Origin of the sequence: Humibacter sp. (genome assembly GCF_035547335.1) — a bacterium.
GTDB lineage: Bacteria > Actinomycetota > Actinomycetes > Actinomycetales > Microbacteriaceae > Humibacter.
This window is the reverse complement of the sequence record NZ_DASZVF010000007.1, coordinates 1-15,756: the sequence shown is the minus strand read 5'-3', so window position 1 is coordinate 15,756 and position 15,756 is coordinate 1. Positions and strand designations below refer to the sequence as shown.

Here is a 15,756-nt window from a genome sequence, read left to right as displayed (position 1 = left end):
GACCTATCGTCGTCGTTCGGCGACCGCGAAACCGATCAGGATGTCGCGCTGGATCGCGAACATCTCGCGCTCCTCCTCCGGCTCGGCGTGATCGAATCCGAGAAGGTGGAGGATGCCGTGCGCCATGAGCAGCTTGAGCTCATCCATGAGGCCGTGTCCTGCGGCCTCGGCCTGGGCGCCCGCCACCTGAGGGCACAGCACGACGTCGCCGAGCAGCCCGGCCGGCGTCGGCTCCTCCTCGGTCCCCGGCCGCAACTCGTCCATGGGGAAGCTCAGCACGTCGGTCGGCCCCGGCTCGTCCATCCACTGCACGTGCAGCTGCTCCATGGCGGCCTCGTCGACGAGCAGGATCGCGAGTTCGGCTTCGGTGGACACGTGCATCGTGTCGAGGGCGTACGCGGCCAGCCGCTGCAGCGCGGCCTCGTCGACCTCGACTGCCGACTCGTTGTTGACTTCGATGCTCACGGTGTCCTCTTCGCGTCTCGTGCTGGGGTGCGTCGTGTTCTCATGGCCGGTCGACGGCAAGGGCGTCAGCGCCGTTTGGGGAGATGGTCGCGCGGCGTCGCGCCTCGGCGTTCTGCGCGGTTCGCGAACTCGCGCGCCTGCTCGCGCTCGTAGTGCTCAGCCTGCTTGCGCGCGTCGTACTCGGTGTAGGCATCCACGATCCTGCCGACGAGGCTGTGCCGCACAACGTCGTCGCTCGTCAGGCGCGAGAAGTGGATGTCGTCGATCCCGTCGAGCACCCGGGTCACGAGCCGCAGGCCGCTGGCCGCCGTCGGCAGGTCGATCTGCGTGATGTCGCCCGTGATGACCATCTTCGATCCGAAGCCGAGACGGGTGAGGAACATCTTCATCTGCTCGGGTGTGGTGTTCTGCGCCTCGTCGAGCACGACGAACGAGTCGTTGAGCGTGCGTCCTCGCATGTACGCCAGCGGTGCGACCTCGATGGTGCCGCTGGCCAGGAGCTTGGGGACGAGCTCGGGATCCAGCATCTCATTGAGAGCGTCGTACAGCGGCCGCAGATACGGATCGATCTTGTCGGTGAGGGTGCCAGGCAGGTAACCCAGCCGCTCCCCCGCCTCGATCGCGGGACGCGACAGGATGATCCTGTCCACCTCTTTGCGCTGCAGCGCCTGCACGGCCTTCGCCATCGCCAGATACGTCTTGCCGGTTCCCGCAGGGCCGATGCCGAACACGATGGTGTTCTGGTCGATGGCATCCACGTACTGCTTCTGGCCGAGCGTCTTGGGCCGGATCGTCTTGCCTCGCGAGGTGAGGATCGCCTGCCCGAAGACGTCAGCCGGGCTCGAGCCCTTCTGGATGATGCGTGCGGAGCTGGCCACCTCGACGGGGCTCAGCTCGTGTCCCTCGCGCACCATGACGAGGAGCTCCTCGACGAGCGTGCGCGCCGCCTCCACCTGGCCGGGGTCTCCCGTGATGGAGATGTCGTTGCCCCGCACGTGCACGCTGACGAGCGGGTACTGCTTCTCGATGGTCGTGAGCAGTCGATCCTGGGCTCCCAGCAGGCGCACCATGGCGACGCCATCGACGTGCAGCCGGGCTTCCGCGTTGTCGCGGGTGACGTCAGCCGCGGCCGACGTCTCATCACTTCGAGCCAAGTGTTCCTTCCGCTAGATCTCCCGCGAGCACGTGTGCGTGCACATGGAAGATCGTCTGTCCGGCAGATTCGCCGTTGTTGAAGACCAGCCGGAACTCGCCGCCTGCACGTTCGGATGCCACCTGCCGTGCCACGTCGACGACGTGAGCCAGCAGCCCGGGGTCGTCCGCCGCGAGCTCCACCACGTTGCTGTACCGCTCCGTCTTCGGCACGACCACGATGTGGACGGGTGCCTGCGGAGCGATGTCGTTGAACGCGATCACCCGGTCGTCCTCGTACACCACATCGGCCGGGATCTCCCCGTTGATGATGCGCATGAAGACGCTGGGCTCCGTCTGGGTCATGTCCCTCATTCTATGGAGAACGGCGCGACGCGGAGCGGTTCCACGGCCCGACGCATCACCACCGGCCCAGCGCCACATTGAGCACCGCGAGCGCCGCGGGGCCCGCGCTCGACGTGCGCAGCACCGACGACCCGAGCCGAACCGCCTCGGCTCCCGCTTCCACGAGCCTCTCCGTCTCGTCGGGCGCGATGCCGCCCTCCGGCCCCACGACGACGACCAGGTCACGGTCGTCGCCGGAGTCGACGCGGATCTCCGACAGCCGTCTCGGCGCTCCGGGCTCGAGCACGAGCATGCGGCTCGCCCGCGCCCTCGACGTCAGCCCCGCGATCGTCGCCGGAACTGCGACCTCGGGCAGCCACGCGCGCATGGACTGCTTCGTCGCCTCCCGCACGATCGTGCGCCAGCGCTGCACGCCCTTCACCGCCTTGTCGCCCTGCCAGCGGGAGACCGAGCGGGATGCCTGCCACGGCACGACCTCGTCCACCCCGAGCTCGACGGATGCCTGCACCGCCAGCTCGTCCCTGTCGCCTTTCGCCAGCGCCTGCACCAGCACGAGGCGGGGGCGCTGCGGCTCGACGCGGGTCACGGCATCCACGCGCGCCACCACCCTGGACGGTTCGGCGCTCGTGACCGTGCCGTCGACGACGAGCCCACAACCGTTGGACACCGTGAGAGCCTCGCCCGCTCGCGTACGGCTGACGCTCACGATGTGCTTCGCCTCGGCGCCTTCGATCGCGATCTCGCCGCCGACCGTCGCGTCGGCGAGATCCTCACGCAGGTACAGGTTGGCCATCTGGGGTCAGAGGAACCGGTCGCGCAGCTTCGCGAACAGCCCTTGCTGGAACCTCGCCAGCGTCGGCGTCTCCGCCTTGTGATGCTTGGCGAACTGCTCGATGAGCTCTCGCTCCTTGCGGTCGAGCTTGGTCGGCGTCACGACCTGCACGCCCACCCGGAGGTCTCCCCGGCCCGTTCCTCGCAGGTGCGTGATGCCTCTGCCCTTCACGGTGATGACGTCGGCGCTCTGCACTCCGGGCTTCAGCTCGAGGTCGATGTCGCCGTCGAGCGCCTTGACCTTCGTGTGCGCGCCGAGCACGGCATCCGCCATCGAGACGGTCAGCGTGCACAGCAGGTCGTCGCCGTCGCGGCTGAACACGTCGTGATGACGGACCTTGATCTCCAGATACAGGTCGCCGTTGGGGCCGCCGGCCGGGCCGGCCTCGCCGCTGCCCGGCATCTGCAGGCGCAGACCTGTGTCAACGCCGGCCGGGATGTCGACGGGAACCGTGCGCCGCGCCCGCACGCGTCCCTGCCCCTGGCACGTGACGCACGGCGTGGCTATCACGGTGCCGTAGCCGCGGCAGGTTCCGCAGGGCGACGACGTCATGACATTGCCGAGCAGCGAGCGCACGGTGCGCTGGATGCTTCCCGTGCCGTGGCAGATGTCACAGGTCACGGGCGCGGTGCCCGGCTGGCAGCACGAGCCGCCGCACGTCTCGCACACGACCGCGGTGTCGACCTCCAGGTCGCGGTGCGCTCCGAAGATCACCTCGTCGAGGTCCACCTCGACCCGGAGCAGCGCATCCTGCCCGCGCTCCCGCCGCGAACGCGGCCCGCGCTGCGCACCGGACGTCGCCCCGCCGAAGAACGTCTCGAAGATGTCGCCGAATCCCCCGAAGCCACCGCCGTCGAAACCAGGCTGGGGGCCGAGGTCGTACTGCTGGCGCTGCTGCGGATCGCTCAGCACGTCGTAGGCGTGCGTGACGAGCTTGAACCGTTCGGACGCCTCAGGGCTCGGGTTCACATCCGGGTGCAGCTCGCGGGCCAGGCGCCGGTACGCCTTCTTGATCTCGTCGGGACTGGCGTCGCGAGCGACGCCCAGGACTTCGTAGTGGTCGGCCACGGAAGGGGGGTTTCCTTACCTGATCGTGTACTTGACGTTTCGCGTTGCTGCGGCAGGGTCACTCGCCGAGCAGCCGGGAAAGATAGCGGGCCACCGCGCGCACGGCGGCCATGTTGTTGGAGTAGTCCATCCTGGTGGGTCCGAGCACGCCCAGCCGGGCGACGTCGTATCCGGATCCCGTGTAGCCGCTCGTCACGACGGATGCCTCGGAGAACGGCGACACCGCGTTCTCCCTGCCGATCCGCACCGCCACTCCGTGCTGCTCCTTGGCCATCTCGCTGAACAGCTTGAGCAGCTCGACCTGCTCCTCGATGGCCTCGAGCACCGGCGTGACGCTTCCGCTGAAGTCGTTCTCGGTGCGCACGAGGTTCGCCGCGCCTGCCATGATGAGGCGATCGTGCCGGGTGGACTCGATCTGCTCCACGATCACCTGGCATAGGGTCGCCGCAAGGTCGCGTGCCTGCTGGGACCAGCGTTCCGACGGCAGCGTCTCCGGCAGCTCGCGCAGTACGTCGGCGGCATCCGACAGCCGCATGCCGCCGGTGCGCGCGTTCACGTGCGCGCGCAACTCGGCCAGCGCGTCTTCGCCGAGCTCCTGTTCCGGTTCCGCCACGCCCTGCTCCACCACGCCGAAGTCGGCGATGAGCACGCACAGCACACGGCTGGGCGCCAGGGGCACGAACTCCACGTGCCGCACGCGCGCGTGCGACACGGAGGGGTACTGCACGACGGCGACCTGCTGCGTGAGCTGGGCCAGCAGACGAACCGTGCGCGCAAGCACGTCGTCCACGTCGACCGACTGCCCGAGGAACACCTCGACGGCCTGTCGCTGCGCGCTCGAGAGCGGTCGGAGCTCGGACATCCTGTCGACGAACAGCCGGTATCCCTTGTCGGTCGGCACCCGGCCGGATGACGTGTGCGGAGCCGTGATCAGCTCCTCTTCTTCGAGCGCCGCCATGTCGTTGCGGATGGTCGCGGCGGAGACGCCGAAGCCGTGCCGCTCGACGATGCTCTTGGATCCGACGGGCTCGCGGGATGCGACGTAATCCTGCACGATCACGCGGAGGACCTCGAGGCTGCGATCCGACACCATGACGATCACTCCCTCCCGGTCACCGATCGTCGCGAACGATCGGGTTGGCACTCGCTGTGTTCGAGTGCCAATCATATCCCGCTGTCCCTGGGGATGCTCGAACCGCGCCGCGGAGCCGAACACGCGGACTCGCGTGCGCTCCTTGGCCCCTTGTCGGGGTCATTGCCCGCCGGAATCATTGCAGAGCGCACTGGCGGGCAGTACTTTTAGCGCTATCTCGCACGAAGGCGTGCGTGACCCCTGCACGTGGTCGCGCGTGCGTCCCACGAGACAGTGATCCTGCCCACCCTTGGAAAGGGACAGCGCCATGAGTGATCCGAACGCACCCCAACCGCCGGCTGAACCGAACCAGCAGCCTGCGCAGCAGCCACCGCAGTACACGCAGCAGCCGCCCCAGCAGCCGCCCCAATACGGCCAGCAGCCACCGCAGTACACGCAGCAGCCGCCGCAATACGGGCAGCAGCCGCCGCAATACGCGCAGCAGCCCGGCTCGCAACCGGCGCAGCCGTACGCGAACCCCGCCGGACCGTTGACGCCGGAGCAGGACAAGACGTACGCCATGTGGTCTCACTTCGGCGGCGCCATCTCGTTCCTGGCGCTCTTCACGGGATGGCTCGCGATCCTCGCCATCATCCCGGCACTCGTCTTCTACCTCGCGTTCGGCAAGCGCGGCGAACGCGTGCGCCAGGAGGCGAAGGAGGCGCTGAACTTCCAGATCACGATGGTCGGCGCCATGATCGTCTGGGCGATCGTCGCCGCCATCATCTACGCCATCCTGTTCGTGCCGCTCGTGCTGGGAGGAGGGTGGTTCATCCTCGGCATCATCCTGGCGCTCGTGGGATGGGCGCTCGTCGTGCTCGACGTCGTCTTCTCCATCGTGGGCGGCGTGCGGGTGAACGCCGGCGGCAGCTACCGCTATCCGTTCGCCATCCGGTTCATCAAGTGACGGTTCGACTCAGCTTCGTGAGCCGACGCACGTGTCCAGCTGTCGTTCCCTCCCTCGGCTGACGAACGACGGTCACCGGGGCGGGCGGTCCGCCCCGGTGACACACCGGGGAACGGATGGCCGACACGCCGCCGCTCCCCTACCCTGAGTGGCCGTACCTGAATCGCTCTCATCCGTCTCGTGCAAGGAGTCATCATGACCAACGTTCCTCCGCCGCCGCAGAGCCCGTACGCGCAGAGCTCCCAACCGATGGACCCGACCAGTGAGAAGACTTGGTCGATGCTCATCCACCTCGGTGGCGCGATCATCTCGTTCATCACCTACGCCAGCCTGGCGTTCCTGCCCGCGCTGATCGGCTTCCTGGTGCTCAAGGACCGCGGACCGTTCGTGCGTGAGAACACGAAGAACGCGCTCAACTTCCAGCTCACCATGCTCATCGGCGTCATCGTCGGCTGGATCACGGCCTTCATCCTCATCGGCTTCCTGATCCTCATCGCCGTGTGGGTGGTGAACATCATCTTCAGCATCATCGCGGCCGTCCGCGCCAACCGCGGTGAGGTGTACCGCTACCCGATCACCATTGCGTTCGTGAAGTAGCGGGTCGTCACGCGACCAGCCGGCGCACGACCGCGTCGGCGAGAAGCCGCCCTGTCCGGGTCAGTTCGACGGATCCGCGCAGGGCGGCTTTCGCGTCCACGAGGCCGTCGGCGATGAGACCCGCCACTGCAGACCTGCCCGCGGCGCTCAACGACGATGCAGGCAGGCCGTCGCGGATGCGCACGCGCAGCAGGATGTCCTCGAACTGTCGGGTCGCGGCATCCAGGGTCTCTCTCCCGGCCGCGGGCGACTCGCCCGCCAGCACCCGCTGGGCGTACGCCGCGGGGTGCTTGACGTTCCACCAGCGCACGCCGCCGACATGGCTGTGCGCTCCGGGTCCGACGCCCCACCAGTCCTGCCCGAGCCAGTACGCCAGGTTGTGGCGGGATCGGTGGGCCTCGTCCCTGGCCCAGTTGCTCACCTCGTACCACCGGAAGCCGGCGGCGGCCAGCCGGTCGTCGACGAGCTCATACATGTCGGCCTGCAGGTCGTCGTCGGGCTGGGACAGCTCTCCCTTGCGGATCTGCCTGGCGAGCTTGGTGCCGTCCTCCACGATGAGCGCGTACGCCGAGAGATGGTCGGGCTCGCACTCCAGCGCGGCGTCGACGGATGCCGCCCAGTCCGCCAGGGACTCCCCCGGCGTGCCGTAGATCAGGTCGAGGCTCACCTGCAGCCCGGCGTCCTTCGCCCAGCGCACCACCTGCGGCACGCGCTCGGGATCATGCGTGCGCTCGAGGGTGCGCAGCACGTGCGGAACCGCCGACTGCATCCCGAACGAGAGCCGCGTGAATCCGGCGGCCGCCAGCTCGTCGAGGTAGCGGGCATCCACGCTGTCGGGGTTCGCCTCCGTCGTGACCTCTGCTCCGTCGGCCAGGCCGAACGTGTCGCGCACCGAACGCAGCATGAGGCCGAGGTCCGTCGAAGGCAGCAGCGTGGGAGTGCCGCCCCCGAAGAACACTGTGGCCGCCTGGCGAGCGGGCACGCCGGAACGCTCGAGCACGTCCGAGGCGAACCGCACCTCGGTCGCCGCCTGCTCGGCGTAGTCCGCCTGCCTGGCTCCGCGCAACTCGGTAGCGGTGTACGTGTTGAAGTCGCAGTAGCCGCACCGCACCCGGCAGAACGGCACGTGCAGGTAGACGCCGAAATCCGCTCCCGCGGATGCTGCCGCGCTGTGGGAGGGAAGGAGTCCGTCGCGCGGCGCGGGGTCAGCGATCGGAAGAGTGCTCGGCACCCTCGGCTCCGCCGGTGTCACGGTCGGCGAGCAGCGAGCGAGTCTCGGCACCGCCGGTCAGTTGCGGCGCGTCATGCACCCGCACGTCGGTCACGGCCGCCTCGGCGGCCCCTGTGCCACCCGCAGGCTCGCCGCCGGCGGCGGCCGGCCCGATGGCGGGGTTACCGGTGACGGGATGCAGGGCACGCAGGTAGCGCTTGGCGAGCTGCGCCTGCGAGGCGAGCACGACGGGCGCGATGGCCGCCCGCGCACCGCCCGCTGCACGGGAGAACGACCGCATGGTCAGCCACACCGAGTCGTCGTCGCGCTGCTCGAGCACGAACGACTCCTCGCCGGAGAGCGGATGGCCGTGCATGGTGCCGTAGCCGAAGCCGACCTTGTGCTGCTCCTCGATGACGTAGACGACCCGCACGGGCGCGCTCACGTGGAACGGGCCGAACGGCACGCGCAGCACCGCCGTCATGCCGTTGGCGATGTACGGATGCCCGTCCTCGTCGAACACGGCCTCCGTGCCGTGATGCGGCTCGAGCCGCTCCGGCGTGCCGTCTTCCGCGTACCGCACCCCGGCGTACTCCTCGCCGGTTCCCGGGTCGACGTGCGTCACCTCGACACCGCTGCCTCGCTGAACACCCCACGTCATGAGCGCCTTCGCCGACGTCGCGAAACGATCGTCGCCACTCCCCAGCCGGATGGAGCGCGAATGCGCGCGATAGCCCTTCGGCGGATGCAGCGTCAGATCGTGGGAGAGCGTCGCACCCACCGCCGCGTAGGTCACCGGCTGATCGGTGAAAGTACTGCGTCGCATGGTCTTCGTGAGCTCGTCCTTCGGTCTCGGCGCCCGAATTCCTGATCCGGGGTGAAGCACCGCCGCCGCCGACGAGCCCCCTTGTCGCCCCAAGAGTCTAGCGGACGGTGCCGCGCGGCCCCGCCGCTTGACACAGCCCGGCCCGGGTGCCCCGACTTCGTGGCAGCGCCCTTACTTCTTGTCCTTGGTCTCCACGTCGCCGGACAGCGCGGCGATGAACGCCTCCTGCGGAACCTCGACGCGGCCGACCATCTTCATGCGCTTCTTGCCCTCTTTCTGCTTCTCGAGCAGCTTGCGCTTGCGGGTGATGTCACCGCCGTAGCACTTGGCCAGAACGTCCTTGCGCATCGCGCGGATCGACTCGCGAGCGATGATCCTCGCCCCGATCGCGGCCTGCACCGGCACCTCGAACTGCTGTCGCGGGATCAGCTTCTTCAGACGCTCGGTCATCATGACGCCATATGCGTAGGCCTTGTCGCGGTGCACGATCGCGCTGAAGGCATCCACCTGCTCGCCCTGCAGCAGGATGTCGACCTTCACGAGGTCGGCCTCCTGCTCGCCTGAGGGCTCGTAGTCGAGGCTGGCGTAACCCTGCGTGCGGCTCTTCAACTGGTCGAAGAAGTCGAAGACGATCTCGCCGAGCGGCATCGAGTAGCGGATCTCGACGCGGTCCTCACCGAGATAGTCCATGCCGAGCATCGTCCCGCGTCGCGACTGGCAGAGCTCCATGACGGTGCCGACGTAGTCCTTCGGCGTGAGGATGGCCGCCTTCACGACCGGCTCGCTCACGGTTCTGACCTTGCCTGTCGGGTACTCGCTCGGGTTGGTGACCGTGACGTTCTTGCCGTCCTCGGTCGTCACGTCGTAGATCACGCTGGGCGCCGTGGTGATGAGGTCGAGGCCGAACTCGCGCTCCAGCCGCTCGGTGACGATCTCCAGATGGAGCAGGCCAAGGAATCCGCACCGGAATCCGAACCCCAGCGCCACCGAGGTCTCCGGTTCGTAGACGAGCGCGGCATCCGAGAGCTTGAGCTTGTCGAGCGCCTCGCGCAGATCCGGGTAGTCGCTGCCGTCGATCGGGTAGAGGCCCGAGAAGACCATGGGCTTCGGATCCGTGTAGCCCGCGAGCGGATCGGATGCCGGCCGTGACGCGTTGGTGACCGTGTCACCCACCCTGGACTGCCGAACGTCCTTGACACCCGTGATGAGGTAGCCCACCTCGCCGACGCCGAGCCCCTTGGTCGGAACCGGTTCCGGCGAGCTCACCCCGATCTCGAGCAGTTCGTGCGTGGCCTTCGTCGACATCATCTGGATGCGCTCGCGCGGCGTGAGCTGCCCGTCGACCATCCGCACGTACGTGACGACGCCGCGGTAGCTGTCGTAGACGGAGTCGAAGATCATCGCCCGGGCCGGGGCATCCTTCACACCGGACGGTGCGGGAACGAGCTCAGTGACGCGGTCGAGAAGCGTGTCGACGCCGGCCCCGGTCTTGCCGCTCACGCGCAGCACGTCATCGGGGTCGCCGCCGATCAGGTCGGCGAGCTCCTTCGCGTACTTCTCCGGCTCAGCCGCGGGCAGGTCGATCTTGTTCAGCACCGGGATGATCGCGAGGTCGTTCTCCAGAGCCAGGTAGAGGTTGGCGAGCGTCTGCGCTTCGATGCCCTGTGCGGCATCCACCAGCAGGATGGCGCCCTCGCACGCCGCGAGCGATCTGGACACCTCGTAGGTGAAGTCGACGTGCCCAGGGGTGTCGATCATGTTCAGGGCGTACGTGTCTCCCTGAAACTCCCACGGCATCCGAACGGCCTGGCTCTTGATCGTGATGCCGCGCTCGCGTTCGATGTCCATCCGGTCGAGGTACTGCGCGCGCATCGCGCGTTCCTCCACCACGCCCGTGAGCTGGAGCATGCGGTCGGCGAGCGTCGACTTGCCGTGGTCGATGTGCGCGATGATGCAGAAGTTGCGGATGCGCGCGGGATCGGTCGCGGCGGGCTCGAGAGCCTTCGTGGCACGTGGGGACATCGTGCGGCAATTCTCCCATGAACCTTCGGATGCTCCCGACGGCCACGACCGCCCGGCCTCGACAGCGGGCGCCACTGCGCCCGGCGGTTTCCGCGTCGGCGCGCTGTTACGCGTCGAAGCGCTCGGACCTCTCGGTCACGACGCCGCGACCGTCCCGCCACCTGTACACCTCGACTCCGGAGATGAACACCTGCTCGGCACGGCTCATGACATCGAGCGGATCGCCGGACCACAGCACGAGGTCGCCGTCCAGGCCGGGGCTGATGGCGCCGATGCGATCGTCGAGTCCGAGGAACGATGCCGGGTTCGACGTGAGCGCCTCGATGGCCACCTTCGGGTCGAGCCCGTCCTTGACCGCGAGCGACGCCTGGTGCACCAGGAAGTTGATGGGCACGACGGGGTGATCCGTCGTGATCGCCACCCGCACGCCTGCCGCGGCGAGACGACCCAGGTTGGCGATGGCCCTGTCCCGCAGCTCGACTTTGGAACGCGAGGTGAACAGCGGTCCGTAGATGACCGGGATGTCCCGTTCGGCGAGCACGTCCGCCAGCTTCGCCCCCTCCGTTCCGTGGTTGATCACGAGCCGGTATCCGAACTCGTCCGCGAGCCGGAGCGCCGTCGCGATGTCGTCGTGGCGGTGCACGTGCTGGTCCCACGCCAGCTCGCCGGCCAGCACGCGGCCGAGCGTCTCCTTGCCGAGGTCGCGCGCGAAGGGCTCGCCTTTGGCTGCAGCCGCGTCGCGCGCCGCCACATAGTTCTGCGCCTCGACGAACGCCTGACGCAGCACATAGGCCACGCCCAGTCGCGTGCTCGGCAGCTGCTTCTTCTCGCCGTACACCCGCTTCGGGTTCTCGCCGAGTGCGGACTTCACGCTGACGGCCTCTTTGATGACCTGCTCGTCGATCGTGCGACCGCCCCACGTCTTGATCGCGACGGTCTGCCCGCCGATCACGTTGCCGCTGCCCGGCTTGACGACCACCGACGTGATCCCGCCGCTCAACGCGTCGCGGAATCCCTCGTCGTCGATGTCGATGGCGTCGATCGCGCGAACGCCCGCCGTGTTCGGGTCCGTCATCTCGTTCGTGTCGTTGCCCGCGCTGCCGTTGGCCTCCTCGTGGATGCCGACGTGCCCGTGCGCCTCGATGAAGCCGGGCAGGAGCCAGCGCCCACGAGCATCCACGACGGGAACGCCCTGCGGCGTCGCGACGTCCTTCCCGACCGCCGTGATGACGCCGTTCTCGACGACGACCGTGCCGTTCTCGATCTCCTCACCCTTCACAGGGACGACGTGTGCTCCGATGATGGCGATGGATGCTGAACTCATCTCTCCAGCCTATTGAGGCGTGCCGCATCGGGTGGTTGCGGAAGGTCGACGCTCCGCCCGAGCCTCTCGATCGTCCGAGAGAGACACTCCGCAGACCCTCGATCGGTCGTGAGAGGCACCCTGCTGACCCTCGATCGACCGTCAGCTCTGTCCCTCGACCGCGCGGTAGAGGAGAGCCGTGCGGACGCGCAGCCCGATTCGGCCGCCCTCACGCCTTCTGGTATCGTTGTCTGTTGGCTTGCGTGTGGTCTCTACCGCACGAACACCGTGGGATGCCCTCTCTCGTCTCGCGGCCCATCCCATTCGATACTTCGAACGAAAGACGATCATCCGTGGCAAACATCAAGTCGCAGCTGAAGCGCATCAAGACGAACGAGAAGGCGCGTGAGCGCAACAAGGCCGTCAAGAGCGAGCTGAAGACCGCCATCCGCTCCACGCGCGAGGCCGTCGTGGCCGGCGACAAGGACAAGGCGACCGCTGCTCTCGCCCTCGCGAGCAAGAAGCTCGACAAGGCCGTCAGCAAGGGCGTCATCCACAAGAACCAGGCCGCCAACCGCAAGTCGGCGATCGCCAAGCAGGTCTCCGCGCTCTGATCGGCCCGCACGCCGATCGGCCTGCTTCGATCGGCGCCGCTTCAGCGAGGCGATGCCGGCGAGCCCAGCGAACCGTTGTGAAAGAACCCCGTTATCGAGCGGGGTTCTTTCATGTCCGGCGCCACCTCAACTGCGCACGATCTCGCCGCGCGCGCTCAGCACCGCGATCATTCGTTCGAGCGCGAACTCCGGATCGCGGGCTGCGCCCTTGACGTCGGCATCCGTGTCGGCGACGACCTCGATGCTGCGCGCCAGTCCCTCTTCCGTCCACCCCTGAAGGTCGCGCCTGGCGCGATCGACCTGCCAGGGCGCCAGCCCGAACTGCGAAGCGAGCTGAGCGGAGCTGCCCCTGGCGCCGTAGAGGCGCGCCATCGTGCGCAGTTTGCTCGCGAACGCCGCCACCATCGGCACCGGGTCGGCGCCGGATGCCAGTGCGTGCCTCAAGGTGATGAGCGCCTCGCCGTAGCGTCCGGCCAGAGCGGCATCCGCCACGCGGAACGCGTTCGTCTCGACCCGGCCGCCGTAGTACCGGTCGACGGTCGACTCGGTCACCTCGTCACCCGCGTCGGAGATGAGCTGCTGGCACGCCGCCGCGAGCTCGGCGAGGTCGTCGGTGAACGCGCTCGTCACGGCGCGCAAGGCGCCGGGCGTCACGCGCTTGCCTGCCATGCGAAACTCGGCCTGAGCGAAGTCGTACTTGTCGGCGTCGCGCTTCAGCTCCGCGCAGACGACCTCGACGCCGCCGCCCGTTCCGGATCGGATGGCGTCCAGGAACCGCTTGCCGCGCTGACCTCCACCATGACGCACGAGAAGCGTCGTGTCGTCGGCGGGCGCCTGAAGGTACCCGATGAGGTCGTCGACGAACGCATCGTTGGCACGTTCGGCACCGCTGACTCTGATCAGCCGCGGCTCGCCGAACAACGACGGACTCGCGAGCGAGGCCAGCTCTCCCGGCACATAGTCCGCGGCATCCACGTCGGTGACCTCGAGGCTCGGGTCGGCGTCTCGAAGAGTGTCGCGGAGGATGCGCATCGCACGCTCGGCCAGCACGGTCTCGGTGCCGCTGACGAGAACCACGGCCGCGGGACGCACCTCGTGCCACGACAGCTGCGGGATGACCGCCTTCACGGAGGCACCGCGACCGGACGACGATCGCGAAGCACCAGCACGCGATCCGCCGGCCGCCGCTCTCGAACCGCCGCCGGACCGCGATGCGGACGACCGTGCCGCCCCGCCACCCGTTCTTGCCGCCACCGCATCGACTCCATTTCCCGCGGCTTCCGTTCCGCGTGGCTTCCGTTCCGCGTAGCTCTCGTTCACCGTGGCTCTCGTTCACCGCGGCTCTCGTTCAGCGCGGCTTCCGTTCCGCGCGGCTTCCGTTCCGCGCTGCGAGACGTCGGTTCCCCCGGGTTCCATACCGCGTGGATACCGCGAGCCCAGCCTATTCGGCTCCGCCGACTCTCATCCCGTGACGGATCGACCCGCCCGCCGATCGACGCAGTGCTCGGCTTCGCACCGGCCGTCGTCATCCGGGTCTCGCCAGCTGTTCCCTGTCGGCATGACGCTCCGTCCAGGTGCGGAGGCCGCCCTTCCCGTCGCCGCTGATCATCAGCATGCCCTCCACGTCGGTGCGCATGACGAGCGTCCGCGCTCGGTTCAGGATGGAGAGCGCCGTGGCGGTGGGATGGCCGTAGTCGTTCCCGGCGCCGACCGAGATGAGACCGATGGCGGCCCCGATCTGCCGGTACAGCGGCTCCGCCTGATCGCGGGATCCGTGGTGTGCCACCTTGACCACGTCGACCCGGGGAACGCGGCCCGTCCGCAGCAGGGTATCCTGCGCCCGTTCGTCGAGATCGCCGAGGAACAGCGAGCGGATGCCGTCGCCCGAGAAGAGCACGGTGACGCTGCGCTCGTTCCCCGGCTCCATGCCGTGCGGCTCGCTGTCGGGCCACAGCACCTTCCAGGCCACGTCGCCCAGCCGCCCGCCGTCGCCCGTCTGCGCGATGTGCACCGTCGCGCCACCCTTCTCGAGCTGCCGGTCCAGTCGTTCTCCCCGCTCGTCCGCCGGGGGCTCCACCATGGCGACGCCGACCTTCCCGATCACGGCCTGGGTACCGCCCACGTGGTCCAGGTCGTAGTGCGTCAGCACGAGGAGGTCGATGCGGGAGATCCCCAGCTCGTCGAGGCACGCGGTGAGCCGCGCCGGGTCGGGACCGGTGTCGACGAGCGCGTGCGCGCCGTTGCTCTGCAGGAGCACGGCATCGCCCTGCCCGATGTCGCATGCTGCAATGCTCCACCTGCTCGGACGGTCTGCCGCCTGCGCGATGCGCCCGCCGGCGATGCCGGCGAGAGAGCAGACCGTGACGGCGGCTGCTGCGGCAAGGGCCGCGACGCGCGCCCACCGCGCGAAGACCCGAACCGGCCGGGCGACCAGCAGGATGACGGCGAGAGCGAGCACGAGCATCAGCACGACACCGAGCACGCCGTCGACCCAGCCGAGTCCGCTCGCTGGAAGCGCGGCGCTCACCCGGGCGACCGCGGCGATCCAGGCGGAAGGAAGCCAGGCGAGGTGGGCCAGCACCGAACCCGCTACCGGCCAGACCGGAAGGAGAACACAGGATGCCAGTCCGAGCACCGTCGCCACGGGAGCGGCCGGCTCGGCGACGAGGTTCGCCAGCACGCCGTACAACGGAACCGTCGGGTTGAGCATGAGCAGCACAGGCTGGCAGACGACCTGCGCGGCGACCGGGACGGCCAGCAGGGCACCCACACGGGACGGCATCCAGTGCGATAGCCGCTCGGACAGCGGCGGTGCGAGAAGCAGGAGCGCACCCGTGGCGAGCACCGACAGAGCGAAGCCGTAGCTCAACGCCAGCCATGGGTCGACCGCGAGCAGGATCACGACGGCGAGCGAGAGCGCGGGCACGGCTCGCTCCGGTCTCCCCGTCCAGCCTCCGAAGACGATGACCGCTGCCATGACGGCGGCCCGCAGCACGCTGGGCTGCGGCGTCACGAGCACGACGAAACCGGCAAGCGCCGTCAACGACGCCACGGCTCGCACTCCACGGCCGAGGCCGAGCGCTCCCGCGGTCACGCCGACGAGGGACACGACGACGGCGCAGTTCGCACCGGAGACGGCCGTGAGGTGCGTCAGGCTGGCCTGCTTCATGTCGGCGGACAGCGACTCGGGCACGTCGTGCACGTCTCCGATCGCCAGCCCGGGGAGGAGCGCGCCGCCATCGCCGGGGAGACCCCGTGCCACTGCGGCGAACGCGGACCGGAC

15 protein-coding genes are annotated in these 15,756 nt (G+C 68.6%); 3 read left to right on the top strand and 12 right to left on the bottom strand.

The features are described 5' to 3' along the window. Positions 1 to 3: 3 nt before the first annotated feature. The 6 genes from ybeY to hrcA all read right to left on the bottom strand — a co-directional run bounded on the left by ybeY (position 4) and on the right by hrcA (position 4,955). On the bottom strand, positions 4 to 465 hold the full coding sequence (ybeY, locus tag VHB92_RS01565) for an rRNA maturation RNase YbeY (protein ID WP_325450686.1): 462 nt from the start codon (positions 463 to 465) through the stop codon (positions 4 to 6). Between the two features lie 65 nt (positions 466 to 530). Further along, positions 531 to 1,535, bottom strand: a complete 1,005-nt coding sequence (locus VHB92_RS01560) for a PhoH family protein (RefSeq protein ID WP_325450780.1) — start codon at positions 1,533 to 1,535, stop codon at positions 531 to 533. A gap of 70 nt (positions 1,536 to 1,605) precedes the next feature. Continuing rightward, complete coding sequence (locus tag VHB92_RS01555) at positions 1,606 to 1,962, bottom strand: histidine triad nucleotide-binding protein (protein ID WP_325450684.1); 357 nt, start codon at positions 1,960 to 1,962, stop codon at positions 1,606 to 1,608. Between the two features lie 55 nt (positions 1,963 to 2,017). Then, entirely contained in the window at positions 2,018 to 2,755 is a 738-nt protein-coding gene (locus VHB92_RS01550) for a 16S rRNA (uracil(1498)-N(3))-methyltransferase (RefSeq protein WP_325450682.1), read from the bottom strand. 6 nt (positions 2,756 to 2,761) lie between these two features. Further along, complete coding sequence (gene dnaJ, locus VHB92_RS01545; protein WP_325450680.1) at positions 2,762 to 3,862, bottom strand: molecular chaperone DnaJ; 1,101 nt, start codon at positions 3,860 to 3,862, stop codon at positions 2,762 to 2,764. A gap of 58 nt (positions 3,863 to 3,920) precedes the next feature. Then, a complete protein-coding gene (gene hrcA, locus VHB92_RS01540) occupies positions 3,921 to 4,955 on the bottom strand; it encodes a heat-inducible transcriptional repressor HrcA (RefSeq protein WP_325450779.1) in 1,035 nt (344 codons plus the stop codon). A gap of 307 nt (positions 4,956 to 5,262) precedes the next feature. Between hrcA and VHB92_RS01535 the strand changes: the two genes are divergently transcribed. Together VHB92_RS01535 and VHB92_RS01530 are read left to right on the top strand one after the other, a co-directional pair. Then, positions 5,263 to 5,901, top strand: coding sequence for a DUF4870 domain-containing protein (locus tag VHB92_RS01535; protein WP_325450678.1), 639 nt, complete (start codon positions 5,263 to 5,265; stop codon positions 5,899 to 5,901). A 195-nt stretch (positions 5,902 to 6,096) separates the two neighbouring features. Then, positions 6,097 to 6,498 (top strand): DUF4870 domain-containing protein, encoded by a 402-nt coding sequence (locus VHB92_RS01530; protein WP_325450676.1) that lies wholly within the window; start codon positions 6,097 to 6,099, stop codon positions 6,496 to 6,498. A gap of 7 nt (positions 6,499 to 6,505) precedes the next feature. Here the strand turns inward: VHB92_RS01530 and hemW are convergent, their stop codons facing one another. The 4 genes from hemW to VHB92_RS01510 all read right to left on the bottom strand — a co-directional run bounded on the left by hemW (position 6,506) and on the right by VHB92_RS01510 (position 11,880). Continuing rightward, positions 6,506 to 7,729 carry a radical SAM family heme chaperone HemW gene (gene hemW / locus VHB92_RS01525; protein ID WP_325450674.1) on the bottom strand — a complete coding sequence of 408 codons (1,224 nt, stop codon included), beginning with the start codon at positions 7,727 to 7,729 and terminating at the stop codon, positions 6,506 to 6,508. Beyond that, positions 7,704 to 8,534: a DUF1990 domain-containing protein gene (locus tag VHB92_RS01520; protein ID WP_325450672.1), complete on the bottom strand. Its 831-nt coding sequence runs from the start codon at positions 8,532 to 8,534 to the stop codon at positions 7,704 to 7,706. The genes hemW and VHB92_RS01520 overlap by 26 nt, the downstream gene beginning before the upstream one ends. 171 nt (positions 8,535 to 8,705) lie before the next feature. Next, entirely contained in the window at positions 8,706 to 10,556 is a 1,851-nt protein-coding gene (lepA, locus tag VHB92_RS01515; protein ID WP_325450670.1) for a translation elongation factor 4, read from the bottom strand. 106 nt (positions 10,557 to 10,662) lie between these two features. Further along, a complete protein-coding gene (locus tag VHB92_RS01510; protein ID WP_325450668.1) occupies positions 10,663 to 11,880 on the bottom strand; it encodes an amidohydrolase in 1,218 nt (405 codons plus the stop codon). Positions 11,881 to 12,212: 332 nt separating this feature from the next. On the opposite strand from VHB92_RS01510, the gene rpsT reads away from it, so the two are divergent. Beyond that, positions 12,213 to 12,473 carry a 30S ribosomal protein S20 gene (gene rpsT / locus VHB92_RS01505; RefSeq protein ID WP_325450667.1) on the top strand — a complete coding sequence of 87 codons (261 nt, stop codon included), beginning with the start codon at positions 12,213 to 12,215 and terminating at the stop codon, positions 12,471 to 12,473. Between the two features lie 126 nt (positions 12,474 to 12,599). Here the strand turns inward: rpsT and holA are convergent, their stop codons facing one another. Together holA and VHB92_RS01495 are read right to left on the bottom strand one after the other, a co-directional pair. Further along, positions 12,600 to 13,601 carry a DNA polymerase III subunit delta gene (gene holA / locus VHB92_RS01500; RefSeq protein WP_325450665.1) on the bottom strand — a complete coding sequence of 334 codons (1,002 nt, stop codon included), beginning with the start codon at positions 13,599 to 13,601 and terminating at the stop codon, positions 12,600 to 12,602. Between the two features lie 397 nt (positions 13,602 to 13,998). Then, a partial coding sequence (locus tag VHB92_RS01495; protein ID WP_325450663.1) for a ComEC/Rec2 family competence protein occupies positions 13,999 to 15,756 on the bottom strand: 1,758 nt, incomplete at its 5' end.